Origin of the sequence: Luteolibacter sp. AS25 (genome assembly GCF_046736275.1) — a bacterium.
GTDB lineage: Bacteria > Verrucomicrobiota > Verrucomicrobiia > Verrucomicrobiales > Akkermansiaceae > Luteolibacter.
Genome location: NZ_CP151837.1, coordinates 3,016,261 through 3,041,148 on the forward strand (window position 1 = coordinate 3,016,261; position 24,888 = coordinate 3,041,148).

At 52.9% G+C, this 24,888-nt stretch carries 25 protein-coding genes; 9 read left to right on the plus strand and 16 right to left on the minus strand.

Annotation, left to right across the window (positions count from 1 at the left end; translation table 11 throughout):
- Nucleotides 1-8: 8 nt before the first annotated feature.
- Entirely contained in the window at nt 9-929 is a 921-nt protein-coding gene (locus AAGA79_RS13870; protein ID WP_411826407.1) for a hypothetical protein, read from the minus strand.
- 126 nt (nt 930-1,055) lie between these two features.
- On the minus strand, nt 1,056-1,610 hold the full coding sequence (def, locus tag AAGA79_RS13875) for a peptide deformylase (RefSeq protein WP_411826408.1): 555 nt from the start codon (nt 1,608-1,610) through the stop codon (nt 1,056-1,058).
- Between the two features lie 102 nt (nt 1,611-1,712).
- On the opposite strand from def, the gene AAGA79_RS13880 reads away from it, so the two are divergent.
- The 3 genes from AAGA79_RS13880 to AAGA79_RS13890 are packed head-to-tail and all read left to right on the plus strand — an operon-like array spanning nt 1,713 to nt 3,756.
- Nucleotides 1,713-2,336 (plus strand): hypothetical protein, encoded by a 624-nt coding sequence (locus AAGA79_RS13880; protein ID WP_411826409.1) that lies wholly within the window; start codon nt 1,713-1,715, stop codon nt 2,334-2,336.
- Complete coding sequence (locus tag AAGA79_RS13885) at nt 2,333-2,863, plus strand: type II secretion system protein (RefSeq protein WP_411826410.1); 531 nt, start codon at nt 2,333-2,335, stop codon at nt 2,861-2,863. Before AAGA79_RS13880 ends, AAGA79_RS13885 begins: the two co-directional genes overlap by 4 nt.
- 8 nt (nt 2,864-2,871) lie before the next feature.
- A complete protein-coding gene (locus tag AAGA79_RS13890) occupies nt 2,872-3,756 on the plus strand; it encodes an ABC transporter ATP-binding protein (protein WP_411826411.1) in 885 nt (294 codons plus the stop codon).
- 51 nt (nt 3,757-3,807) lie between these two features.
- On the opposite strand, the gene AAGA79_RS13895 is transcribed toward AAGA79_RS13890, so the two are convergent.
- From AAGA79_RS13895 to AAGA79_RS13915, 5 genes are all read right to left on the minus strand, one after another.
- The gene (locus tag AAGA79_RS13895; RefSeq protein ID WP_411826412.1) at nt 3,808-3,960 is read right to left on the minus strand and encodes a hypothetical protein; all 153 of its coding nucleotides are present in this window, start codon (nt 3,958-3,960) and stop codon (nt 3,808-3,810) included.
- A 134-nt stretch (nt 3,961-4,094) separates the two neighbouring features.
- A complete protein-coding gene (locus AAGA79_RS13900; protein WP_411826413.1) occupies nt 4,095-4,535 on the minus strand; it encodes a hypothetical protein in 441 nt (146 codons plus the stop codon).
- Between the two features lie 4 nt (nt 4,536-4,539).
- A complete protein-coding gene (locus AAGA79_RS13905; protein ID WP_411826414.1) occupies nt 4,540-5,367 on the minus strand; it encodes an FAD:protein FMN transferase in 828 nt (275 codons plus the stop codon).
- Between the two features lie 3 nt (nt 5,368-5,370).
- Nucleotides 5,371-5,910 (minus strand): FMN-binding protein, encoded by a 540-nt coding sequence (locus AAGA79_RS13910; protein WP_411826415.1) that lies wholly within the window; start codon nt 5,908-5,910, stop codon nt 5,371-5,373.
- A gap of 7 nt (nt 5,911-5,917) precedes the next feature.
- Nucleotides 5,918-6,901 carry a DUF6662 family protein gene (locus AAGA79_RS13915; protein ID WP_411826416.1) on the minus strand — a complete coding sequence of 328 codons (984 nt, stop codon included), beginning with the start codon at nt 6,899-6,901 and terminating at the stop codon, nt 5,918-5,920.
- A 98-nt stretch (nt 6,902-6,999) separates the two neighbouring features.
- Here AAGA79_RS13915 and AAGA79_RS13920 point away from each other — a divergent pair, with 98 nt between their 5' ends.
- Complete coding sequence (locus AAGA79_RS13920; RefSeq protein WP_411826417.1) at nt 7,000-9,153, plus strand: TonB-dependent receptor; 2,154 nt, start codon at nt 7,000-7,002, stop codon at nt 9,151-9,153.
- Here AAGA79_RS13920 and AAGA79_RS13925 read toward each other — a convergent pair.
- Nucleotides 9,137-9,673 carry a PepSY domain-containing protein gene (locus AAGA79_RS13925; RefSeq protein WP_411826418.1) on the minus strand — a complete coding sequence of 179 codons (537 nt, stop codon included), beginning with the start codon at nt 9,671-9,673 and terminating at the stop codon, nt 9,137-9,139. The two genes, AAGA79_RS13920 and AAGA79_RS13925, sit on opposite strands and share 17 nt — an antisense overlap.
- 115 nt (nt 9,674-9,788) lie before the next feature.
- Between AAGA79_RS13925 and AAGA79_RS13930 the strand changes: the two genes are divergently transcribed.
- Nucleotides 9,789-10,781 carry a sulfite exporter TauE/SafE family protein gene (locus AAGA79_RS13930; RefSeq protein WP_411826419.1) on the plus strand — a complete coding sequence of 331 codons (993 nt, stop codon included), beginning with the start codon at nt 9,789-9,791 and terminating at the stop codon, nt 10,779-10,781.
- Nucleotide 10,782: 1 nt separating this feature from the next.
- Here AAGA79_RS13930 and AAGA79_RS13935 read toward each other — a convergent pair whose 3' ends face one another.
- Nucleotides 10,783-11,157, minus strand: coding sequence for a DUF3253 domain-containing protein (locus AAGA79_RS13935; protein WP_411826420.1), 375 nt, complete (start codon nt 11,155-11,157; stop codon nt 10,783-10,785).
- 48 nt (nt 11,158-11,205) lie between these two features.
- Between AAGA79_RS13935 and AAGA79_RS13940 the strand changes: the two genes are divergently transcribed.
- Both AAGA79_RS13940 and priA read left to right on the plus strand, forming a co-directional pair.
- Nucleotides 11,206-11,457 carry a TIGR03643 family protein gene (locus tag AAGA79_RS13940; protein ID WP_411826421.1) on the plus strand — a complete coding sequence of 84 codons (252 nt, stop codon included), beginning with the start codon at nt 11,206-11,208 and terminating at the stop codon, nt 11,455-11,457.
- A 99-nt stretch (nt 11,458-11,556) separates the two neighbouring features.
- Nucleotides 11,557-13,776, plus strand: coding sequence for a primosomal protein N' (gene priA / locus AAGA79_RS13945; RefSeq protein ID WP_411826422.1), 2,220 nt, complete (start codon nt 11,557-11,559; stop codon nt 13,774-13,776).
- Between the two features lie 25 nt (nt 13,777-13,801).
- Here the strand turns inward: priA and AAGA79_RS13950 are convergent, their stop codons facing one another.
- From AAGA79_RS13950 to AAGA79_RS13960, 3 genes are all read right to left on the minus strand, one after another.
- A complete protein-coding gene (locus AAGA79_RS13950) occupies nt 13,802-14,317 on the minus strand; it encodes an FAD-dependent oxidoreductase (protein WP_411826423.1) in 516 nt (171 codons plus the stop codon).
- A complete protein-coding gene (locus tag AAGA79_RS13955) occupies nt 14,311-14,979 on the minus strand; it encodes an FAD-dependent oxidoreductase (protein WP_411826424.1) in 669 nt (222 codons plus the stop codon). Before AAGA79_RS13955 ends, AAGA79_RS13950 begins: the two co-directional genes overlap by 7 nt.
- A gap of 90 nt (nt 14,980-15,069) precedes the next feature.
- A complete protein-coding gene (locus AAGA79_RS13960) occupies nt 15,070-15,912 on the minus strand; it encodes an SHOCT domain-containing protein (protein ID WP_411826425.1) in 843 nt (280 codons plus the stop codon).
- 191 nt (nt 15,913-16,103) lie between these two features.
- Between AAGA79_RS13960 and prmC the strand changes: the two genes are divergently transcribed.
- A complete protein-coding gene (prmC, locus tag AAGA79_RS13965) occupies nt 16,104-16,940 on the plus strand; it encodes a peptide chain release factor N(5)-glutamine methyltransferase (protein ID WP_411826426.1) in 837 nt (278 codons plus the stop codon).
- Nucleotides 16,941-16,958: 18 nt separating this feature from the next.
- Nucleotides 16,959-18,227 (plus strand): UDP-N-acetylglucosamine 1-carboxyvinyltransferase, encoded by a 1,269-nt coding sequence (murA, locus tag AAGA79_RS13970; RefSeq protein WP_411826427.1) that lies wholly within the window; start codon nt 16,959-16,961, stop codon nt 18,225-18,227.
- Between the two features lie 15 nt (nt 18,228-18,242).
- Here the strand turns inward: murA and AAGA79_RS13975 are convergent, their stop codons facing one another.
- Genes AAGA79_RS13975 through AAGA79_RS13990 form a run of 4 tightly spaced genes read right to left on the minus strand, consistent with a single transcriptional unit; the run spans nt 18,243 to nt 24,778 of the window.
- Nucleotides 18,243-19,157, minus strand: a complete 915-nt coding sequence (locus AAGA79_RS13975) for an ABC transporter permease (RefSeq protein WP_411826428.1) — start codon at nt 19,155-19,157, stop codon at nt 18,243-18,245.
- A gap of 4 nt (nt 19,158-19,161) precedes the next feature.
- A complete protein-coding gene (locus tag AAGA79_RS13980) occupies nt 19,162-20,772 on the minus strand; it encodes a peptide ABC transporter substrate-binding protein (protein WP_411826429.1) in 1,611 nt (536 codons plus the stop codon).
- A gap of 48 nt (nt 20,773-20,820) precedes the next feature.
- The gene (locus AAGA79_RS13985; RefSeq protein ID WP_411826430.1) at nt 20,821-21,729 is read right to left on the minus strand and encodes a hypothetical protein; all 909 of its coding nucleotides are present in this window, start codon (nt 21,727-21,729) and stop codon (nt 20,821-20,823) included.
- A gap of 52 nt (nt 21,730-21,781) precedes the next feature.
- Nucleotides 21,782-24,778 carry a tetratricopeptide repeat protein gene (locus tag AAGA79_RS13990; RefSeq protein WP_411826431.1) on the minus strand — a complete coding sequence of 999 codons (2,997 nt, stop codon included), beginning with the start codon at nt 24,776-24,778 and terminating at the stop codon, nt 21,782-21,784.
- Between the last annotated feature and the right edge of the window lie 110 nt (nt 24,779-24,888).

The window sequence follows — 24,888 nt, forward strand, 5'->3', positions numbered from 1 at the left end:
AACAGGGACTACTTGCCGAGTTCGCGCGCAACGAGCATCAGAGTCTCTTTCACACCCGGGGCAAATCCGCCGTCGGTTTGAACTGCAAGGAGAGATGAGCCTTCGCGGATGAAGTCGATCGGCACTGAACCGGAGTAAAGTTTGATCGGGCTGCTACCGAAGCCGAGATTGGAAATCACAACCTTGAGGGCATCTACGGCCGCTACATCGGATGCGCTGACTCGGGCGATCTGGCGGATGCCAGGGAGAGCGCGTGCACGTTGGAGGATCTCATCCTTGGTCATCTCACGATCCACACCGAAAATAGCGCGAAGCTCGAGCTGTTTGATGGAAAAGGAATCTGAACTGGAATCGTCGTTCGATGAGAACTGAGGCGCGGAAACAGGTGCCGGAGCTTGTTGCTGAGGAGCAGGAGCCTCTACCGGAGGAGCTGGCTGTGCGACAGGAGCAGGGGCCTGTGAAGGAGTAGCTTCAGCTTGTGGCCAGCCACCGAATGGACTTGCTGGCTGCTGAGGCGCGGTAGGAGCCGGTTGCTCCGATGAGAACGGGGATGCCGGCACCGGGGCGGGAGCTGGAGCAGGTCTTTCCGGCTCGATTGCTGTCGCCTTGAGCGGTTGTGGCGCTTGCTCCGGAGTAGCTTCATATCCGAAGCCCTGTGGCTCGGAGATCTGGAAAGGAGATTCGGTCGGCTTCCGGCGTTCCGGAAGTTTCGGTGCCTTTGGCTCCTCATCACCGCTTACCACTGAGAACGGAGACATTTGCTTTTTAGCCTGGGGCTCTGCTGCGGACGCAGCGGCAAATGGACTTGGTGTGGGGGCCTTCTTCTCCGAGGATTCCTCGGTAGCTATTGCAAATGGAGAGGCCGGTGGAGTTGAACCAGCCGAAGACTGGTTAACAAATGTTTCGAAAATGCCGCGCGAGGAACTCATAAGATGATGGGGTAGTGGGGGTAAGTTTCGTTGGAATCTGCGCCTAGATAAGCTTCATATTCCCTTAATGTCGAGACTTTAAGATAAATAATTCCAGCTCCTAGGGCTGTTTTATTAAAAAGTTTCTTATAGTCCCTGGGCTCTCAACAAACGCTTGAGACGATTCTTAACACTGACTTTTCCTACTGCCGAAAGGCGGTCAGTAAAGAGAACACCTTTCAAATGGTCAATTTCATGCTGCAGCGCACGACCTAGTAGGCCGTCTGTTTCAATTATCAAATTACTACCATCCAGCTGCGGCAAAGTCGCCTTCACCTCGGCCGGGCGCCTTACCTCATACCTGATATTATCTATACTAAGGCATCCTTCCATCTCGGTTTCCTTTTGCTCCCCCAGCTCCAGTGACGGATTGATGAATACCAAAGGCATGATGTCCGCGAGCTCGGCGTCTTTTCCATTTACCTTCAGATAGGACACACATTCGGGATCGTGGGAAACATCGATGACCGCCAGCTGTATATCCACACCTACTTGCGGAGCCGCCAGCCCGACACCTTCCGCATCGACCATTGTCTCCAACATATCAGCGACAAATTTTTCCAAATCCGCATCGATTTTTTCGACCGGGCGGCATTTTTGACGAAGAACTGGGTTACCGTATTGAACGATTGGAAGAAGCATAAGCGGAGATTGAACGCGGAAATCAGAAGGTCCAATCCAGAATTTATAAAATTCAAGATACTCTACCCCTTGCACAGCAGTCAGTCAGAGCTAGCTTCTGCCGTGAGCAGATCCCAACGAACCATACTCAGCGCCGCCCTGGTTCTCCTACTTGTCTGGGGAGTCGTCTTTGCGGTCCGTTCATTCGCATCATCCAAGAAAGCTACCGCCGCCAGCTTGGAGCAGGAAGTCGCGGAGCTAAATCTCCAGGACTGGTCGGAAGAAAGCGAATCCGGCAATATCACGAAGGTCAGGGAAAAAGAGATCCGCCAAGTGGCCGATATCGTGAACAAACTGGATTTTGCGGAACGCGAAAAGAACTGGGAAAACCGCGCGGGAGAAGATTTTTTCAGAAGGCTCAATAACCGGGAGAAGGAACTGTTCATAGACCTCACCATTGTTGAATCCATGAGCCGTTTTATGGAGGCACTGGACCAAATGCCGGAGCAACAAAGGAAAGAATTTGTAGAAAAGGGCCTCGAAGAGATCAGCAAAGGTCGCACCCAGGAAGATATGGAGCGTGCTGCGGAAATGGACGAAACACTCCTCACAAAAATCAGCCAGCAGGGAATGAAAGCCTACTTCGAAAAGGCCAGCGCCGATACTAAGCTAGACCTGGCGCCACTGATGCAAGCCATGAACGAGGTCATGCAAGGCATGCGTGGAAACGAATTCGGACCACGATGAGAAACTCCACCCATCTCCCCAAGGGCTTCACGCTGATTGAGCTTTTGATTACGATCGCAATCCTAGCTACCCTCACCGGAATCGCGGTTCCCCTGAGTATTTCCATGATAGGAAACGCGCGCGAGGCGGCCTGCCTTGGAAATTTACGCAGTATCGGCATCGGGATACAGAGCTATCTACAGGACAACAATCAGCGGCTACCCGAACTTGCAGTGGGTCGCTCTGACAAGACCTCCGATCTCCCTGTCCTTGAAACCGTTATCGGTTCCTACCTCGAAAACGCCGATGCATTCCACTGCCCGGCGGATCAGGAGCAGTATGAAAAAACCGGCAGCAGCTACAACTGGAACAATACCCAGAACGGTCTTCATATTACCCAAGTCAGCTTTTTCGGGATCGAGGGCAGACCGGAGTCAGTCCCGCTGGTAAGCGACAAAGAGAGCTGGCACCCCGATGATGGGACTAATTTCCTCTATGCTGATTCCAGCAGCTCAAACAAAGCCCGATTCGTAACCGGCAGCAATTGATTCAGACCATGCTGGAAGCCACATCCCTCTCGAAAAAATTCGCAGGAAAGCCTGCTTTGAACGACGTATCCTTCAAGTTGGACCGGGGGGAAATCTACGGACTTCTGGGACACAATGGCGCCGGCAAAAGCACCTCGCTTGGGATTATTCTAGGCATGGTGGAGCCGGACTCCGGGGAGGTGAAAATCGATGGGATTTCCGTCCAGAAAGACCGCGGCAACGCACTGGCAAAAGTCGGGGCCATTTTCGAAGCCCCCGCATTTTATGATTATATGACAGGTTGGAAGAACCTGAAAATCCTCATGAGCTACTCCGGTGGATTCGACCCGAAGGCCGCCGGGATCGTCGTTGAAAAGGTAGGGCTCAGCTCCCGTATCCACTCAAAGGTTCGCACCTACAGCCACGGCATGCGTCAGCGCCTGGCACTGGCACAGGCACTTCTTCCCGAGCCGGAACTTCTGCTTCTGGATGAGCCCACGGATGGACTCGACCCGGAAGGGATCAAGTGGTTCCGCGACTTTATTCTCCAGCTCCGCGATGAAAAGGGCATGACCGTCCTCTTCAACTCCCACCTCCTCGCCGAAGTTGAGCTGATGTGCGATCGCGTAGCCATCCTCCGTCAAGGCCAACGGGTCTTCGAAGGATCAGTGAAAAATTTCCAGGAAGGAATCCCGACCTATCAGGTAAATCTCGAGCCGTGGGATATGGCGCGAATTCCCATCGAACAACTGGGCGGCCAAATCATAGCCGAAGGCAAAATCTCCCTTCCCCCAAACATCGACCCATCCGATGCAGTCACCGCCTTGGTGAACTCAGGAGTAAAAGTCCGCGAATTCGCCAGAATCCGTCGCTCTCTCGAAGATCTCTACATGGAGATTTCTGAAAGTACATAAAAGAACCGGTCTACCTCTCAGCAGACCGGTCTAAATGAGAGAAAAAAACTACTACATTCCTTCACCTTCTGTGTCAGGTAGGGACCGCTCCATCTGGGTGTCACCACCTTCTGTTGCAGATTTTTTTCCTTTCATCATAGCGCCGCAGCTGGATAGGGCCAAGATACTGATTGATACGCCGAGTAGTGTGGTCAATTTTTTCATTTTTCTGTTTATGTTGTATTTTTGACTGGCTGGGTAAAAAGCCCAAACCTTGCTACCTATCCTACTTTATTCCAAAAAAACAAATAAACTTTGAATCGGTTAGAAAACGGTGCGCCTTCCTCCAAAACCGCAGTTCAAGACTTGCGCCGACGGCCACTGACAACATGAGCCAGCAGCAAAAACGGAAACGTGACTCCCACGATTAAATGCGCGTAGCCCACCACCTCCCGAAATTTCTCGCCCGCTGAATAATACAGCAAATATGCTGTCAAAATCATCACCCCCTGGGCCGCCACCAGCGACAAACCCAGCACCCGCTCCCGCTTCGCCTTCAATCCCGCAGGCATATGGGATGCCAGCAGATAGCCGTAAAAAATCATCATCAGAAACGCCGCGGCTCCGTGGATCTTCAAAATATCGAACTGCCATGGATGCTTCTCCGGCCCGAAGTCTCCTTCAACCGTGATCCAGCGGTTCATGATGAAAAACGCCAATCCGCTGCACCAGCTCACCAGCAAGACCAAAAACAACCAGCTTCTGTAAACCCAGGGAATCTTTACCGTAACGCGTGCCATGAAATTAAATCTCGCGGATGATATTTCCCCCAGCGTCTAACTGCAACGCCGTAGCCCCGTAGTGTGAGAAAATGGAGGAACAGTCATCTACCAGAAATGCCACCTTCGTAAGCGCATCAGCGATCATACACGATCCGGCAAACACCGAATAACTGGTGTCTCCTCCCGCTGGCTTACCATCGGAAGGGTTCACAATAGGATTCATCCCATCAGTGGAAAAGTATGCGGCACTTGTCGCAAGCGCGCTCGCTCGCATCGGTATGGAAACCAGCCGACCCTCGCTTCCCGGCACCCGGATCGCCGCACTCTTGCCCTCCCATTCGCTCATCGTCAGGTCTCCACCAGCATTGATCACAACGCTCATTTCCGGATCGCACACCTTTTGCGCACAATCCACAGCATAGCCCTTCGCAATTCCCCCGAGATCAATGGCCAGCTCGGAATCTACTCTCAGAAGATCACCTTCCAGCCTGATATCACGCCAGCTGGCACCTTCTTTGACAGGAAATTCCAGATCAGGCAAAATTCCACGCGCTACCAAATGGCGAGCCATGGTCACATCGAATTTGCCCGCAGTCCGCTCGCCCAGATCCAGAGCGAACTCCAGAACCTTCAGCATATCCCGGGAAATTCCCAGTTCCCCCCCGGCCCGCAATCGGTTAATTTTCGAAAGCTCACTCTCGGGATCATGGTAGCTCATCAATACCTGAATCCGGCTGATCTCATCGATCACCGCGGAACTGACATCCAGCAGCTCATCTTCATGAAACGCCCCATCAACCTCGATCTCAACGTATGTTCCAAGCAGTGGAATACAACGGCGGATAGCCATCTGCTAAAGGTAGCGTAGAACCTTGTCCCAGGTCTGTGTCAGGCGGTTGATCCCGACAGTAATATGAACACAGGAAAGCGTAGCTCCCGAGATATTCTTGATCTCCTTGTCCACTTTCAGCGGAGCCCCAGGTCCACGGCCGTAGAACTGCGCACGCCATTTCGGATTTGTGATCTCATCTCCATAGGTTTCACGGTAAGTCAGAACCTCGATCCCGGTGACTTTCCCCTGATTTGTGAGAGATACCGCATAATCGATAAATTCGTGCTTCCCGATCACGTGATCGATGATGAACCAGCTCCCGTCGGATGCCTTGTAGACATCCAGTTCCCGCTTGATCACACGGGCCTTGGAGGCCTTCTCGATCGCTTTTTCCTGATCCTTGGAAAGTGTCACCTCCACCCGTTTCAGGGATTTCCCCTTCATCAGGACGCGTTTCGCCTGATCCTCCGAGAGAAACGTCTTGGCAAGGCAACGACCGCCGGTGAGTAAAAACCCACCAGCGGTCCAGAGCGCCAATTGAAATGCTTTTCTGCGCTGCATCAAAAATCTAGAATTCGAATCCGACGGTAACACCGGCATGGATACGCTCGTGCTCGTCATATACTTTGCTACCGCTGATGGTAGGGTTGCGTCCCTCATTACCACCGCCTTTGACTTGGAATAGAATACTTGCGGTTACCCACCAGTCCTTTTCCGCGTAATGAATACTTGGCCCGATGTATGTTCCGTATTGGAACTGTCCGCCCAAGCGCATATCGGAAAGATCCCAGCTGGACCTGCCCACACCTTCTTCAAAACCCTGCGCATCAAAGCCAGGATTACCGGCCTCAGCTGTGTCCTGTGGATTCAGGAAATCCGATTGGTAACGGGCCTCGAAGCCGATGAACCATTTCGGAGCAACACGGTAGGAAATACCCGCGGCGAGATCGAAGGCGATTTCCTCCTCGAGAACTGTTCCAGACTTGCGGCGCTCAAGTTCCATCTTCCCGGCGAATGCGAGAACAAGAGTGTTATCGATGAAATTCTTCTGAAGGAAAACTTGTGGCACAAATGAATCCTGGTCGATGCGCGCACCATCCAGACGATAGGCACGGCGGTGCTCGTAGCTGAAACCAACCGAGAGACCGATCGGGTCTTTGTAAGGGCTGAGGATATTATATTTAGTACTTAGTTCGAAGCCACCGATCTGTGTCTCGCGGAACCTACCTTCCTGCGTGCCACCCTGGGTATCATACATTGGCTGCAAATCCGTATCATCCACGGAATAATTATGATGAAATACCAACAATTCAGCGCCTACGGTCCACTTGTCCGTAATGCCGTATTCCAGCTCGGGACGGATATCATGGAATGAATACTGACCGGAGCCCTTGTCGCCACGGTAAATATCCGAAAGTTTGAACTCCCAGCTGCCCTCCGGCCGCGTGTCAGTTCCTTTTGCATACATCCACAGATTTTCATCCGCTTGAACGTGCATTGATCCTGCAATTGCAAAAGCCAGTGCTGCTGTTATTCCTAATTTTGTTTCCATATTGTTGAGGCGTCTAAAAGGCGAAATATCCTTCTTGCGACTCAGTATCAAGAAGTAATTGACATTATTTTTAATTAATACTTTAAGCCGTTAACTACATGAACCTCACCTTGGCCAAAAAACTTTTTGTGTTCCTCCTGATAATTTCGCCCGTTTCATACGCTCAGGAAGAATTCCTCCCGGCTAACAATGCCGATTTCGCCTCAGGGACGCTGGAACCACTGTTGGTAAGCGGTAGCCGTGATGAGGTAGAAGTCCTGAAAGCCCCTTTCAGTGCTCACAAAATTTCACAGGTAGAACTCGATCAGAAATCGCCGAGGACTCTCCCGGAAGCTCTTAACACGCTTCCAGGTGTCCTCGTCCAGAAAACATCCAACGGTCAAGGCTCCCCTTTCATACGCGGCTTCACCGGTTACCGCACCTTGGCTGTCATCGATGGTATACGTTATAATAATTCCATCTATCGTGATGGCCCCAACGAGTATTTCTCACTGATTGATCCATACTCACTGGAAAGTATAGAACTCGTCCAAGGTCCCGGCTCCGTCCTGCACGGCAGCGATGCCATCGGCGGCACACTTTTTCTCAAAACCCGCTCTTCGGAATATTTGAATGAGGAAAGTGGAAAGGTATATAACCACGGATCGCAAAGCTATCTCTACTCCAGCGGCGAGAACAGCCACATCGCCAGAACCACCGCTGAAGTCGGAGTCGGCGAAAAATGGGGACTCCTCCTTGGCTATTCCTACAAGGAATTCGGCGATTCCGAAGCCGCCGGAATCGGCACGCAACCTTATACAGGCTACGATGAATACGCATTCGACGCTCGTTTCGACTACAGCATCTCCGACCTATGGACGTTGACGGTAGCCCACCAGACCCTTGCCCAGGATAGCGTCCCCCGCACGCATTCCACTATTTTTGCGAAAAGCTTTTCCGGCTCCTCGATCGGCTCCGATATCCGCCGTGAAAAAGATCAGCATCGCACTCTCACCTACGCGAAACTTACCGGCAGAGAACTGAATACATGGGTGGACGAGGTCGCATTCACTCTCTCCTACCAGACTTCCGATGAAGATGGAGAGCGCATCCGCAGTAGCGGTGCCAGTGAAATTGAAGGATTTGAAGTCGGCACAATAGGCCTGGACCTGCAACTCACCAGCAATACCTCGTGGGGAGACTTCACCTACGGCTTCGATTTTTATCACGATTCCATCGACTCCTCCCGCACTGATTACAATGCTGATGGCAGCCTTGATCAAATTAGAATCCAGGGCCCGGTCGGGGATGATGCCACATACTCCCAGCTCGGAATCTTCCTTCAGAACCGCTACGATCTCACCCCTCGCCTGGAGCTCACCTCCGGAATTCGCTACAGCCACGCCAGTGTCGATATCGGCACTCTCGAAGACCCCACCACCGGTCTCGCCACCTTATATTCGGATGATTTCGATTCCGTCGTCGGCTCCCTCCGCGCCAGTTACGCGCTCAATCAGGATCAGACCTGGCGCCTCTGGGCAGGCATCAGCCAAGCCTTCCGCGCCCCGAATGTGGCAGACCTCAGTCGCTTCGGTGCCAGCCGCTCAAATGAATTCGAAGTAGCATCTACCGAACTCGATCCGGAAAAATTCCTCACCTACGAAATCGGAACCAAGGCGGAAATCAACAATCTCTCCCTGGGAGCCACCTACTACTACACACATATTTCCGACTACATTTCCAGCAGCCCCACCGGTGCCACCATCACCGAGGCGGATGGCTCCACTACCATCATCGTAAACAAAACCAACAGCTCCGAAGGCTACGTTCAAGGCGTCGAGCTTGATGCCGCATATCAGTTTGAAACAGGTATCAACGTTTACGGAAACTTCACCTGGCTGGAGGGCGAACTGAACGCCTTCGACGGCACCACATTCTCGGATGACCACATCAGCCGGATCCAACCCATCAACGTGAATCTCGGTGCAAAATGGACACGCGCGGATGGCCGTCTTTGGGTCGGGATCGATACACAGTTCGTCGCAAAAGCAGATAAACTCAGCGAAGGCGACCGCAGCGATACCCAGCGGATCCCACCCGGTGGCACCCCGGGCTACGCACTTGTGGACATCTACAGTGGCTACCGTATCAGCGAAAACTTCACAGCCACCGCCAGCTTGGACAACGTGCTGGACACCGCATACCGCGCCCACGGGTCAGGCACCAATGAGCCCGGCTTCGGAGTTTCCCTCGGCGTTAAAGCTGAGTTTTAAGCGCCTCTTTTTTCCTCCGGTTCCGCTTCGCCAGCAGCGGCAGGCAGAACAGATAGATCCCTGTCACCCAGAGAACCAGCAGCACAATCGCCGAGGGTAGAAAAACCCACAACTTCGCCGCGTCATGGAAAAATGTCCCATCGTGCAAAGACTCGATCAGGTCGGATCTTCTGTAGGCAGTCTGCAAAACCTCACCCGTCGTGTGGTCCAGCTGCACCTCCCATCCATTTTCCGCGCGGACTTTCAGAATGCCCTTCGAGGGCCGCACATCCACCAGCTTGATGTCTTCCCAAGAGGATATTTCCGCCTCCGGCACATCTTTGGACCTCTCTAGAATTTCCCCGAAGCCAAGTGTCGGCACCTCCGCGGCACCTACCATCGTAGCGGGCTGTATCCATGAGAACTCCTTTTTCAGCAGGAGAAAGATCCCTGTAATAATCACGATCAGCACCGGCAGCGCGCACACCATTGCCCCCCAATAATGCACCTTCCTGTTCAATCGTTTCCACTGAATACCCATCTTGGGCCGAAGCTAGAAGAACGGACAGCCCACCGCAACTGCACATTCCATCGTAACTGACCGGAGATTTTTCTAGATTTCCCAACCGCCGCAGATAGTTATCTGTTTCTGTAAAATGAGCCGTTCACCCTTTAGAAAAATTCTCCCGTGGTTTATATGGCTCGCCGTATTTTTCACCACTTGGCTCGCCATCGTCATCACGGGAGACCATTGGCACACCATTCGTGAAAACTGGGGCATCGCCGTAGCCATGGCCATCGGCTCCTACGCGGCAGGCTCTACTCCTATGGGCGGCGGCACTGTCGGATTCCCGGTCCTTGTCCTGCTTTTCAAGCAAAGCGCCATGCTTGGCCGGGATTTCTCCTTCGCCGTGCAGTCGATCGGCATGACAAGCGCCTCCATTTTCATAATCTGCCGCCGCCAACCGGTGGAATGGCCCATGGTCCGCTGGGCCATGCTTGGCTCTCTCATCGGCACCCCAATCGGGATCTTCTATATCGCCCCACTGGTTCCTCCTCTGATTGTGAAACTACTTTTCGCAATCATCTGGTGCAGCTTCGGCGTCCTACATCTCTACCGCCTCCGCGAACTGGCAAAACACGAAGGCTTGGCCCCCGGCGCCCACAAGTTCGATAGAAACGCCGGCCTACTCATCGGCCTTATAGCTGGAGCCACCGTCGCATCCATTACCGGAGTCGGCATCGATATGGTCATCTATGCAGTCCTCGTCCTCCTCTGCCAGGCGGATCTGAAAATCGCCATCCCCAGCTCCGTAATTATCATGGCTTTCACATCGCTCGTCGGCATCGCCACGAAGAACCTCTTCGGTGGAGTTCAGCCCGGCGTTTTCGAAAATTGGCTGGCCGCTGCCCCCGTTGTAGCTCTCGGCGCCCCGCTCGGAGCATTTATCGTAGATAAAGTCGGCCGCGCACCCACCCTCATTGTCGTTTCCATCCTCTGCATCGGGCAATTTGTCTGGACCATCACGGATGAGTGGGCACGCCTCGGCCTGATGGGACTCACCGCCGCGCTGGCCGGAGTTTTGGCCTTCAATCTTGCCTTTGAGTGGCTCCACAGAAAAGGCAACCGTCTCGCCCGCAGGAAATAACTCACCCGATCGTCCTCCGGATCCGGATCGGCCCCTTCGCAGTCGAGGGATCCACCACCTTTCCCTTCTGCAAGATTTCTGCCTTCTCCTGGTCAACCAGCCGCCGCGCAGCACGCCGCACCTCCTCCATCTTCCCCCGCCATTCATCATCTTGGAAAAAGGCCCGGGCCACCTCACTGGGGCAAATCGTAGCCTCCCCGGATCTTTTCTCCAATAGCTCCAGGATCGCCCTTTCCAGCTCAGCATCCTCAGCGGAGACCTTCCTTTTCCGGCATCCGGCCGAACAATATTTCACTTCTCCCCAACAGTCCTTCCACTTCTTCCGCCAGGTAATTACCCGCCCGCACCCTGCACAAATTTTCGTTTCATTCTTCATGGAAAAAAAGCCGATGCGATCCCGAAAATCGGATCTAACCTACATTTCATGAACGATCAGCAACGCAATCAAATCATCCGCATGGCATGGGAAGATCGCTCCACATTTGACGAGATCAAGGAAAAGACCGGCCTGGCCGAATCCGATGTCATTAAGCTAATGCGCAACGAAATGAAACCCTCCAGCTTCCGCATGTGGCGCAAAAGAGTCACTGGCCGGGTCACCAAACACCGCAAAATTTTTGAGGAAACCCAAGCTGAAATAAGAAAAGGCAAAGTCTGCCTCGAAGAACTGGAGTGATTTTCCAATCCACTTGCATTTCCGGGAAAGAAGCATCGCCCCCTTCTTCCCTGAGAAATGAAATTTGAAGTTTGAGAGTTAGATGCGCAGCATCAACCAGTGATCGCCCGCGTCCTTATCGACGGCCCCTCAGAGCTCGTCTTCGACTACGCCATACCGCCCGACCTCCCCGTGGAGGCCGGATGCCGCGTGCGCATCCCCATCCGTCAGAAAACCTCCTCCGGCACAGTCCTTTCCGTCATTCCCCCTCCGGAGCAGAGCCAATTCGCCATGCGCGAGGTGCAATCCCTCATCGAGCCAGAGCCTCTCATCACGCCCATTTTGCTGAAAGTCGCCCGCTGGATTTCCGACTACTATGGCTCCAGCATCGAAAGCGTCATCCGCTCCATCCTCCCGGAAGCCGTCCGGACCGAGGACAACTCCGCCAAAACCCGCCGTATCGCCACTGCCTGCGAAAATCCTGATCCCGCAGAGATCGAAAAACTCGTAAAGCGTGCGCCCAGACAACACGCAATCCTCACCCTCCTTCTCGCCACGGAAAATCGCACCCTTCCCACCACCGACCTTGGTGAGGGCTCCGCTGCCACCCTCAAAAGCCTCGCAACGAAAGGCCTCATAAAAATTTCCACCGAGGAGATCCGTCGCAACCCGGAAGCCGCCGAGGAAATCATTCCATCCACCCCACTTACCCTCAACAACCAACAGCAGGAAGCCTTTGAGGCCATCAATGCTTCACTCGCTAACCTGAGCGAACCGCAGCCACCGTTTCTGCTCCTCGGCGTCACCGGTTCCGGCAAAACCGAAGTCTACCTACAGTCCGCCCAGGCCGCCCTCGACCTCGACAAAACCGTCCTCGTCCTCGTCCCGGAAATCGCCCTCACCCCACAGACCGTCCGTCGCTTCAAAGCCCGCTTCTCCCACCTCACCGACCAAGTCGCCGTCCTCCACTCTAACCTCTCCCAGGGCGAGCGCTTCGATGAATGGCACCGCATCCGCAAAGGCACAGCCCGCATCGTCATAGGCGCGCGCTCCGCAGTCTTCGCCCCTCTCCCGGATCTCGGTCTCATCATTATCGATGAAGAACACGAATCCACCTACAAACAGGAAAACATCCCCCGCTATCAAGCCCGCGACGTAGCAGTCCTCCGCGCCGCCTTCGAGCCCTGCGCAATCGTTCTCGGCTCCGCGACCCCCTCCCTGGAAAGCTGGCAAAACACCCTCTCGGGGAAATACAAAGTCCTCCGCCTGGATAAGAGAGCGGATGCACACTCCATGCCTCTCGTCCGCGTCATCGACATGCGGCTGGAAAAACAAAAACAGAAAGGCCAGGTCGCCATCCTCTCCGACCGGCTCCGCACCGCCCTTGAACAACGCCTCGAAAAGGGAGAGCAATCCATCCTCTTCCTCAACCGACGTGGCTTCGCCCGCTCCTTGCAATGCCACAGCTGCGGCTACGTATGCGAGTGCCCGCACTGTGCTGTCGCCCTTACCTATCACCGCACCGATGAGCGCCTGGTTTGTCACGTCTGCGGCCACCAATCCATCGTCCCACGGAAATGCCCGGAATGTAAGAACCCCGGAATTGCCTTCCAGGGATACGGCACACAAAAAGTCGAAGAAGTGCTGCAAAAGGTCCTCCCGGAAGCCCGCTTCGCAAGAATCGACGCCGATGCCATGCGCCGGAAAAACGCACTGAAGGACATCCTCAAAAAATTTAAATCCAACAAAATAGATATCCTCATCGGCACCCAAATGATCGCCAAAGGCCTTCATTTCCCAAACGTCACACTAGTTGGGATACTCAACGCGGACCTCGGCCTACACATTCCGGATTTCCGGGCCGGAGAGCGCACCTTCCAGCTCATCACCCAGGTCGCCGGACGCGCCGGACGCGGCGAACTCGAAGGCGAAGTCATCGTCCAGACATACACCCCGCACAGCCCCAGCATCCAGTTCGCCCGAAAGCATGATTTCGATGGATATGCAGAGCAGGAAATGGAAATGCGCCGCCAATTTTCCTTCCCGCCGTTCGCCCACTGCGGCGTCCTCACCGCCCGGTCCACCCATGAGCGACGCGCGGAATTCACCCTACAGACCCTCCACCTGCGGCTGAAGGAAAACCTCCCCCCCGGCATCACCCTTGGCGAAGTCCTACCCAGCCCCCTGATCCGTTCCCACGATCAATTCCGCTTCCAGATCACTCTCCGTTCCCACAAAGCCCGCCCCCTCTCCAAACACGTGCAGGCCATCCTCCAAAAAACCTCTCTCCCCGAAGACGTCATCGTAGTCTTCGATATGGATGCTTACAATTTCTCGTAAAAGCGGAAACCTTCACTCCCTTACTTCAAATCCCCCGCATCAATCCTGCCATGGATTTGGTCATCATTTTTCTAAAAAACGGGATTCTCTGCGAGATACGAAATCCAGCATAGCGTAGGGGCGAAATCAGCTCGTAGCTGGATTGGAAAACCGGAGTGAGCGCGCGCGTGGCCAGCTGATAATATCTCAGTGAAGGCCCCCGACGACGGGAGTATTCCGGCAATGCTTTCTCCAGAGGAAATTCTCTCAGACAGGCGGCTAGGCAGCTCGCATCCGCCAGCGCCAGATTCACGCCCTGCCCCAGTTGTGGGCTCATCGCGTGACCCGCATCGCCGAGAAATACGAGCCGGTCACCATGCCATTTCCGCATGCGAACATCACCGTATCTTGCGGTTAGAACCTGGTCCCATCCGTGGATTTGGCCAAGCAGGTTCTCCGCCATCGGGCAGAGTTCCAGAATCTGCTCATTCCATACTTGCAGCGGTTGCTGGCGGATCTCCGTGTCCCGCTCCACCTCAATACTCCAGAACAGACTTACCAACTCTTCACCCGATCCCGGCTCGGCTCCCCGCTCTCTTCCAGTAGGAGAAAGCCAGCCAGTTTCCTCGTCCCGCTTACAATCTGATGAAGATCTCCCTCAGGAAATACTCCATTATTTTTCCCGATAAACCAATGGGCACCCCAGCCATAGCCTTTGTCGTAACCTTCACCCAACAAGGCCCGCCTCATGGCAGAGCGGGCACCATCCGCGACTAATAATAAATCATACCTTTCGCCCTCCACTTCCCAGCCATCGGGGAGCTTTTGCGCTGTTTCAATCCTACTTCCCCATCTGATTTCCACCCCTTCCTGTTCCATCAGATCAATTAAGGCTCCCATCACCACCGGCCTATGCAACCCAGCGCCGAAAAACTCATTTCCAAGCTCCCCGTAGTTTAATTCCATGAGATCGCAGCCGTCCTTCTCCATGACATGGAGCCTGCTGACCTTCGATGCATGCGAAATTACCTCTTCATAAATGCCCAATTCCTTGAGGACATCCATCCCACTGGGTTGAAGCAGAAATCCAGCACCTACAGCACGGCAAACCGGTGCTTGCTCAAAAGCGACCACTTCGTGTCCCTCTCTCTTCAAAAATACCGCAGCGGCAGCTCCGGCAGCGCCGCAACCGATTATCGCTACCCTCAATTTCTGAACTGCCACATCTGATATTCTTCTGAAATTCCAGATGTGGTCAAATATTACCGCCACGCTTGATATCCAGCGCACAGCGCGGCTCGCAAAACGGCCGGTTTAGAGCCTGTTCAGCAGATCCGCCTTCTTGTTGTTGAACTCCTGATCAGTGAGGATACCGGAGTCACGGAGTTTGCCGAGATTACCGAGCATTTCCATGATATCCGAGGAGTTCGAGCCGGACTTCTGGGAAGACTGCTGGCTCGGCTGGCTGAAGGATTGATTCGAAGAACTTGGGAATCCACTTGATTGGCTCTGCTGGCCGTTCGAGGAGGATTGTTGCTGCTGATTGGAAGCCGGAGCATAATTCTGTGGCTCCGCGAAATTATTTGAGTCCGGCTTATTGGCAGGAAGAAGTCCCGGACCTTCGACAAGCGGGAGATTCAGTGTGGAAATGGTGCCAAACTGACTGCTGAAGGTCAGGGAAGTGTTGCCACCCTGCTGCTGGCTGACGCCACTGATATTGTGGTTCAGAGTATTGAAAACGGTGACATCGCCATTTCGCTCGACCACCAGGCGCTGTGCCTGCGGGAAAAACGCATAGCGGATATTGTTCTGGGAGCCGCTGCTGGAAGGGCTACCAAGATTTCCAGGCCACCAGTTGTTACCGGAGCCGCCGCTTTTCGCAGGGGGGAACATCTGGTTGTTCGCAAGAGCGCTCGAGAGCTCTCCACAGAGATTGTTCACGGTATTTTTGAGGCCGTGGTTAAACATATCGCTAACCATGGTCATGCCACCACGCATCCACTGACCGCTTCCGAGCTCCGGGCAGCTGAATTGCGCCATGGAACCACCTCCGCGGTTGACGGCGGCGAGCATGTTCACGGTGGAATCAAAGCTGAGATTATAACGGCTGGAGATATCGTTGACGATGTTTTGGCCGACTGGAGTGAGTTGCTGCATGATCTTAAAGGGTGTATCGACGGATAGGCCCATCGATAAATAAGCCGTCTATATCTTTAATTTTTCGAAGAAGCAACTTATTTTCCTATCGCCAGATCTAACAGCAGTTGGACTACATTTCCGGCTCTCCTGAAATATTATTATTCCACCTTTGCTCATTGGGCGGGGATAGCTCATAAGCCTTTTCAACAATGAAGACCGTTCTGGAAACGATCAATGGCGGGGCCCAATATTTGGAAAAACGGGGAGTGGAAGACGCACGGAGGAACATGGAGCACCTGCTTGCATTTCAGCTGGGGTGCGGACGGATGCAGCTTTACACACAGTTCGACAAACCCCTCGAAGAGGCAGATCTAGCTCCGCTCCGCGAGCTATTGAAAAAGCGCAGCGAGCGAGTGCCTCTGCAGCACATTTTGGGTAGCGTAACATTCTACGGAAGAGATTTCATCTGCGATGGACGCGGTCTCATTCCTAGGCCAGAGACCGAAGAACTGGTGGAAATGATCTTAGCGAAGGCCCCTCAAAAGCCTCTGGAGATCCTCGATATGGGCTGCGGCTCGGGAATACTAGGTCTCACGCTTGCCGCCGAGAGGCCGGAATCGACTGTTACCATGGTGGATGTATCCGAAGACGCGCTCTCCCTCACACGCGAAAATGCAGTAAAGCTACAGATCGAAAATGTTCGCATCATCCAGGGTAACCTCTTCGAAAATATTGCCGGCAGCTTCGATGTTATCGCTGCAAATCTTCCCTACGTTCCAACCGGCGAGCAGCAGGAAATGGAGCCGGAATTGGGCTTTGATCCGGCACTCGCACTCTTCTCGGGAGAAGACGGACTCGATCTTTTACGTCAATTTATCCCAGCTTCCTTTGGTTTCCTGAATCCAGGCGGGTTGCTTGCGATGGAAATAGGTCACGATCAGGCTTCACACGTCGCCCGGCTTTTGGAATCTTCGGGCTTCGCAGAAATCGATACCCTCAAAGATCTATCCGGTATCGCTCGCTTTCCTTTCGCAAAACACCCCTAACCAGCCAATTCAAAATCAATGGATAAACTCGTAGTCCACGGCGGCTCCACACTCAAAGGTGCCATCAATATTTCCGGTTCAAAAAACGCCTCTCTTCCAATTCTCGCAGCTGCGATTCTAACCGGTGAGGACTGCATTATCCGCAGGGTGCCGGATGTTTCCGATACGAACTACATGATCCAGATCCTCAGTGCCCTCGGTGCTGATGTTGAGCGTTCGTCAGGCACCGTCCGCATCACCTGCGCGGATATCATGGACGAGGCTCCCTACGAGTTGGTGCGCCGCATGCGCGCCTCCATCTGCGTAATGGGCCCGCTCTTGGCAAGAAAAGGTAGAGCCGTTGTCTCCCTCCCGGGTGGCTGCGTGATCGGAGACCGCCCAGTAGATCTTCACTTGAAGGGCATGAAGGCCCTTGGTGCAAAAATCGAAATGGAGGGTGGCAACATTACACTCACCGCCCCGAACGGACTCAAAGGTGCGGAAATGGATCTCCGCGGAGAAAGCGGCCCGACCGTTCTTGGCACCGACAACGTCATGATGGCTGCCACCCTTGCGGAGGGAACCACGATCATTAACTCCGCTGCCGCTGAGCCGGAAGTGCTCGACCTCGCAAATTTCCTCAACTCGCTAGGCGCAAAAATCACCGGTGCTGGCACCAGAAGAATCGTGATCGAAGGCGTGAAAGAACTCCATGGAGTGGAACACACCGTAATTCCAGACCGTATCGAAGCCGGCACTTTCATGGCTGCCGCTGCGTTAGTAGGCGAAGGAGTGACCCTCAACCGTGTCAATCAAGAGCATCTCACAGCAATTACCCAAGCCATCGTAAAATCCGGCCACATTGTGAAATTCAATGAAGCGGGAGATTCCTGCTTTATCCAACGCGGAGAAAATCCTATCGGCGTGGATCTCAACACCTCCCCATACCCTGGCTACCCGACGGATATGCAGGCGCAGATGACTGCTCTCCTGGCACTTACTCCAGGTATCAGCGTCATCAAGGACAGCATCTTCCCTCAGCGTTTCATGCACTGCGCGGAGCTGAAGCGAATGGGTGCGGACATCAAAACCGACCACGGCATGGCAATCGTCCGCGGTGTAAAGGAACTCTCCGCCGCTCCAGTCATGGCATCCGATCTACGCGCATCCGCTGCGCTGGTACTCGCCGCGCTGAAAGCAAAAGGAACCACGGAAATTTCCCGTCTCTACCACATCGACCGCGGCTATGAGCATATCGATGAAAAACTCCTTATGCTCGGTGCAAACGTCGAGCGGGTAAGAGTTTAGAACTGCTTCTATTTACTATCGCAGCCTCGGATTCAGAGCAATCTGGGCGAGGTCTGCCAGTAGATTTGCGCCGACGATCAGAAAGCCGTAAAATAGCACCAGCCCCTGAATCAGGAAAAATTCACGGTCTGTGGCGGCGTTTACAAAATGCTGCCCCATACCGGGAATCTGGAAGATCGTTTCGATAACAAAGGATCCTGAAATCATCGCGGCAAATGCCGGACCGATGAAAGCAACCGCAGGAATCAGCCCACCTTTCAGCGCGTGGCGGATAATAATCCTACTGGCCGGCACTCCCTTTGCCTTCGCTGTGCGGATATAGTCCTGGCTGAGCACATCCAGCATCCCGCCACGGGAAAGGCGCGCAAGATAGGCCGCATTGATCAAACCCAGCGTGATCGAAGGAAGTATCCAATCCGTAGCTGAGGACCAACCCGCCACATTCAGTGAATGAAGCTGCAGACCTGCGAAAACGGCAAGCAATGGCCCAATCACAAAACTCGGCAAGCAAATGCCGATCATAGCGAATGCAAGGCACGCAAAATCAGTTGGTGAGTTTTTTCGCACTGCGGCGATGACTCCAGCCGGTATCCCGACCATCAGGGCAATGCCCATTGATGCAAAGCCAAGGACAAGGGAAACCGGGAAGGAATCAGCAATCACTTCGGAAACTTTCACTCCGTCCTTCCGGATCATATCTCCGAGATCCTGCTCGATAATCAGATTCTTCAGGTAGCGCCCGTACTGGACAGGCAAAGGCTGATCCAGACCTGTGTAGGCCTTCATCCGCTCAAGCACATGCTCAGGGATCGCCTTCTCCTCCACATAGGGACTTCCCGGCATCATCCGGACCAGGAAAAATGTAAGCGTGACCAATACAAAGAGCGTAAGCAGCCCCTGTAAAAATCTGGAAATTAGAAGCTTCAGCATCAGGTCAGTTGTCTTTCTGCGGGACTAGAGTGACATCGGTATACGGATGGGAATCCAGCAGAAGTGGCTCCCAACCCTTTACAGACGGATGAATCAGATAGTTTTTCCCCCACCAGGCAACGGGAATAACAGGTGAATCTTCGAGGAAAATCTCCTCCGCCTCCCTCAATAACTTGAAACGGTCCGCCGCATCCGTCAGCTTGAAGGATTCATTGAGCTTTTCCGCGAATTCAGGACTATCCCAGCCGGTGTTGTTATTGCCGTTCCCCGGAGTCCACATTTCAAGGAACGTTAGTGGATCAAGGTAGTCACCGATCCAGCCACCGGCCACGATATCATATTCCAGCTTTTGAGTAGCTACGATGTAGGCGGTCCATTCCTTGTTCTCTATCTCTACCTCAATGCCCAAGTGCTCCCGCCACATCGCTTGGACAGCTGTCGCGAGCGTTGCGGCAGTTTCACGCGAAGCGATTAGCAGCTTAAGACGCGGAAATCCCTTACCGTCAGGGAAACCAGCCTCCGCTAGAAGCTTCCTCCCGGCAACGGGATCAAATTTCACCCCATGGGGAGGGTCATATTCACCCATCGGTGGCGTAAACCCGTAGGCAGGCTCATATCCACGGAACACATTGTTGCAGATCGCCTCTCTATCTAGTCCCATGCTGAGTGCGCGTCTCACGCGGACGTCGTTCAGTGGTTCGCGTGTCGTATTGAAGCGGTAGAGAACCGTTCCTAGATAAGGCTCCTGCCTAACCGACTCCGGATCCTTTTTCATCATCAGATCCACAACCTCGGGAGCAGCGGTATAAGTTACATGAAGCTGCCCGTCCCGAAACATCCGTGCCTCGGTAAAAACATTGGAAATGGGCAGAAAGCGAATCCCGTTGAGGGATACATCTTCCGCGCCCCAATAGTGTGGATTCCTCTCCACCTCTATATGCGCGTTCCGTTTGAATGATTTGATTCGAAAAGGACCGTTGCTAATCAGATTCTCTGGCTTCGACCAGTCATTGCCAATCTGCGCCATGCTACCATATTTCAGCACCGAATGTTTCGGCACCGGATACCAGGTGTAGTGCTTGAGGATCTCTTTAAAAAACGGAGTCGGGCCCCTGAGGGTAATCGTAAACGTCAACGGATCGATGATCTTAATACCAACAGTGGAGAAGTCCTTCGTCTTCCCAAGATTGAAATCCTCCGCTCCTTTCATGAAATACAGCATGCTCGCGTATTTCGCGTTTAAATCCGGCGTCAGGATACGCTCATAGGAAAAGGCGAAATCCTCGGACGTTACGGATTCCCCGTCGGACCATTTCGCATCTTCCTTGAGTTTAACCGTCCAAATAGTAGCGGTTTCGTCAGGCTCCACCGACACAGCAGCGCCGCCCGGAGTGGCGAGATCCACAGTGGGATCAATCTTTATTAAACCCTCGAAGAGCGCACGGTTGATATTACTTTCCAAAACCCCGGAAACAACCTGGGGATCGAAACTTTTGGGATCGCTGGAATTCCCCAATATGAGAATTCCCTCATCCGTAGCGCGGTCTACCTGTGACTCCTTCTGACAGGAAATCAGAAAAGCACAGGTTATGATTGGGAGAAGGAAACGGAACATCTTCGGGAGGAAGCTGTCAGCTTTCCGAAACCAATGCAAACGCAGTCGCTACGAAGCCTTATAATCGAGAAACTTTTTGAGGTTCTCGGGAAGTGGAGTGTCCTTTTTGATAAAGCTCTCATAGAGCTCAGCGAGCGAAACCGCTTCCTGAAGGGTGCCGGATCCTGCCGATTTCTTATTTTCGGCCTCTGTTCCCCACTCCTTCATCGCAACTTGTACTTCCGGCATCGCGAGGTAAATTTGAAGAACAGCAATCGCCGATTTCTGAGCGATTTGGGTGGAACCAGCGGAATCCGCGGTCATGGCGATGTTATACTCAAGGATTGCATCGTCAGAACGCTCTGCTTTTTCCAAAGCCAAGGCCTTGCAATAGGCAACCTGCGCCCTCTGATATCCTGGAAGTTTTTCGTCGTCACGCTGCTCAGCCAGTTTCAGTAGTCGATCCCAGCTTTCGGTACGCACAGCATCCCACATTACGTAAAGATCGAGCTGACGCAGCTGATGGTCACGGGTGATAGGGCCTTTTTGGAAATCGTTCAGAGCAGCCGAAAGAGCCTCGAAATCACCCCGCTTTCTCATGCACTCCATTGCGTAATAGGCGGAGAGCGTGGAATAATTATTATCGAGGTTTGCGATCGGTTTGAATGTCTCCACGAGAGCTTTGAACTTCGCTTCGGCGACTTCGAACTTTCCGGCCTCATACAAGTCCATCGCTTCCTGATATTCGGAAGGAGGAAGAACAAAAACTGTTTGGAAATCACGCAATTTTGCATCGGTGAAATCAGTGGATACCGAAGAGGTTTTGTATCGGATATCCGTTTTGGTCGTCGCCAGGATATATGCATTGATCGTTCTTCCCTCTTTGGTGGAAAGAACCGCTGGCGCCTGGAAATCACCTTGCGCGATTGCAGAGATCGTCAAAACCGGCAAAAGCATTGGGAGGAGAAATTTTTTCATAACGTTTGGTTTTGGAATTTTCATCAGAGAAATTTAGAAATGATCGGCAAGATTACTTGTTAGCTTCTTTCTCAGCTTGGATCTGTTTCATGGATTTCACATTCGGATCAGCAACGTATTTTTCGACAAGTTTTTCAACTTCCTGCCAGAGTGTAACCTCTTCCGGTGTAAACTTTTCCTTGGAGGTCCGGGTCAGATCCAGATAACGCCATCCGCCATTGTATGCACCTTGTCGGTCGGAAACGATTTTGGGATCGGTCGACTTCCGATTTCTTTCGAAGGAGAGTTCCATCCAGCTCTTCATGGCCGGGGCAGAAACTTTGATGTAGCCCATGTTCGCACCCCAGACCTTCACATACATTTGGATAGCGTCGTCGACCATTTTCCGCTCTCTGAATGAATCCGCGAGAATCAGACCAACTTCGGCGGTGTGCGCACTGAAACCAAGCGACTTCTCAGGATCCCGGTCGAGATACTGGTTCGCACGTGCTGCAGCCTTCTCGAAGTCGCCTTTCTTCATGAGAATTTGGATGATGCGGTAGAGTGCAAATTCGCGCTCTTTGCTGTCCTGCGAATCATTGAAGATGCGTTCGAAGTCTTTGATCGCCATATCCAGATCGGCAGCGGAATCGGAAAGCCCGAATACATCAGCACGTCCAAGTAACGCGCCAAAGCGGTAGGACTGATTCTGGCGTCCCAATACTTCGTTATAGTATGGAATCGCTTCGCGAGGTGCGGAAGTGGTTGTCCGAAGGTAATCCCCAAGTTTCACGAGGATGTAGTTGGAAAGATCCTTCAACTCGAAGTCTGTCTTCAAGTTCTGGAAAAGGACTTGAATCATTGCTCTTGCAGAACGCTTGCGATCAGCAGCTTCCGCATCCGCAGCGACCCCTTCGAAAACCCCGATAATTGCGATCCTGAGAAGTGCACGTGCAGCCTTATCCCGGGAGTTAATTCCAGGGAAAGAATAGTAGTGATCCTTCAGTTCCTCCGGAGAGTGCGACTCAAGATATGCCAAGGTGTAGCTATTGATAGCTTCCTCCAAGCCTGCAGCCTGCGGTTGTTTTGCCAGAATCGATATAACCTCTTGAAGATACTTCAGAGCATCCTCGGAGCGCCCCACTCCGTTCAGTGCATTTACCTGAGCTACAGCAATTTGCGCCCGGTATGGAGAACTGTCCGCAAAGTTTTTCCAGTAATCATCAGAGTAGCCTGCCGCCTTCTTATGCTCTTCGCTAGTTTCGTCGCCCGGCTCTTCCTGACTTAGAAGTGATATCAGGTAATAAAGAGCCTCTCCCGCAGTAGCGTTATGCCCCTGTCCTTTGGCAAGCTCCAGCGCCTTGTTATATGAACCTTCTGCGGCTTCCAGGTCGCCTTCACTTTCAAAAACATTTCCCCTCAGGACGTATGCCTGATCAATCAATACGGATTCAGGGAACTCCGAGATCAAACGATCTGTCTTCTCGAGGGCTCCGTCAGGTTGGTCTTCGGAATAGTGTGCATTGGCACGATCAAACAGCGCCAATGGGATGTAGGTCTTGTCCGGCGCATCCTCGTATTTTTTTAGGAAAGCATCCAACTGGCTGGCGGCCCGTGTCCAGTACTGGAGACGCGAAGTATTGGAGGCTTGGAAATACTGGGCCTGCATTGTGAACTTACTTTCAGGGTATTCCTTGATGTGCTCCTCCAGAAGCGGCGCGGCTGCATCATACTGACCGGTGTAGAAATAAGATCCGGCCAAGACAAAAGAGGCAAAGTCATGGTCGTCCGTTCCCTGTTTCACCATACCGGATTCAAGCACCTCCGATGACATTTCTATCGCTTTGTCGTATTCCCCATCAAAGAAGAGCTGCGAAAGGAGAAGTTTTTGGACGTCCTGAAGGTATTTTGTATCAGGGAATACGTTGCGAATAATCTGCCCGTATTTCAGGCTTTCTTCGCTTTTACCGATGACTGCTGCTGTTCGGAACAAGTGATAGAGGTTATCCTCACGGCGCTCGGCATTCGGATAATAGTTTTCGAGCTGGAGATATGCGGCGTAAGCCCCATACGGGTTGCCCATTGTCTCAAGAAGATAAGCGGTCGCTGCAAGTGAGACTGTCTCATTTGCTTTTCCAGTGCGGAACTCCTCTTCCGCCCTTTTAAGCTCAGCCTCTAGAGCTGCCTTATTCAGACGTGCGCCTCCCGCATTGATGCTGTTCAATCCACCCATTCCCGAAATTTCAGTGCGGAGATCATCTATTACCACTTGAGTCGAGGGAACCAGTTGATACAGGGAGAGAGCAGTAACCTTCATCTCGGCCTTGATCGCATCGGCTGCGAGCTTCATCAGGACCTTGGAGAAACGCTGCATTTCAAACGGAGGCCCGATGAGTTCACCACGGCTTTTGGAAATGAAATCAGTGATAACTTGCTCGTTTTTGGCGATAATCGCGGCTTCCACAAGAGACTGGAAACCAGAAATGATCGCCGCATCAGGGGTCTGGAATTGGGTTTTGTTTTTGATCGCGATCTCAAGGTGCTCAACCCCTTGCTGGATATCGCCAAGCTTGAAATAGCAGATGGCCATATTCACGTGGAATGGACCTTGGGGATAAGAGTCACTCTTCGCCCGCTCCTCCAGAAACTTTTTCCAGAGATCGATTGCTTCCTTATACTGACCTAGACCCATCGAGGCCTCTCCCCATTTTAGGAGAGCTATTTTATTGAACGGGTTTTTGCTATTCGCGTTAGGTTTGTTAGGGAAGTCCTTGTAGCAAGCCTCGAAGGATTTCTTCGCTTCCTCAAACTTCTTCAATTTCAGTTCGGTGACACCTTTGCGGAACCAGATCACTCCGAATTGAGGACCATGGATAGTCATCGCAGCTTCAGGATTTTCTCCAAACCTAGTGGTCGCCTCTCCATTGAGCGCCAGCGCCTCCTCCCAGTTACCTTCGTTCATGGCCTTGAGGCCGTTATTGACGAGATCACCTAGGCCTAGCTCCTCCTGGGAGAAGGAAGATAGTGCCGTCGCCAGAAGGGAGATGGATACAAGAGCAAATTTTTTCATGTCAAAAAATGAAGGAACTTAAGGGTTCGTTGGGGGAGAAGATGATTAGAGATAAGTAAAAGCCGCCATGACGATTCCGCAAGTGAGAAACGTCCGACGGCTGAGGGTTG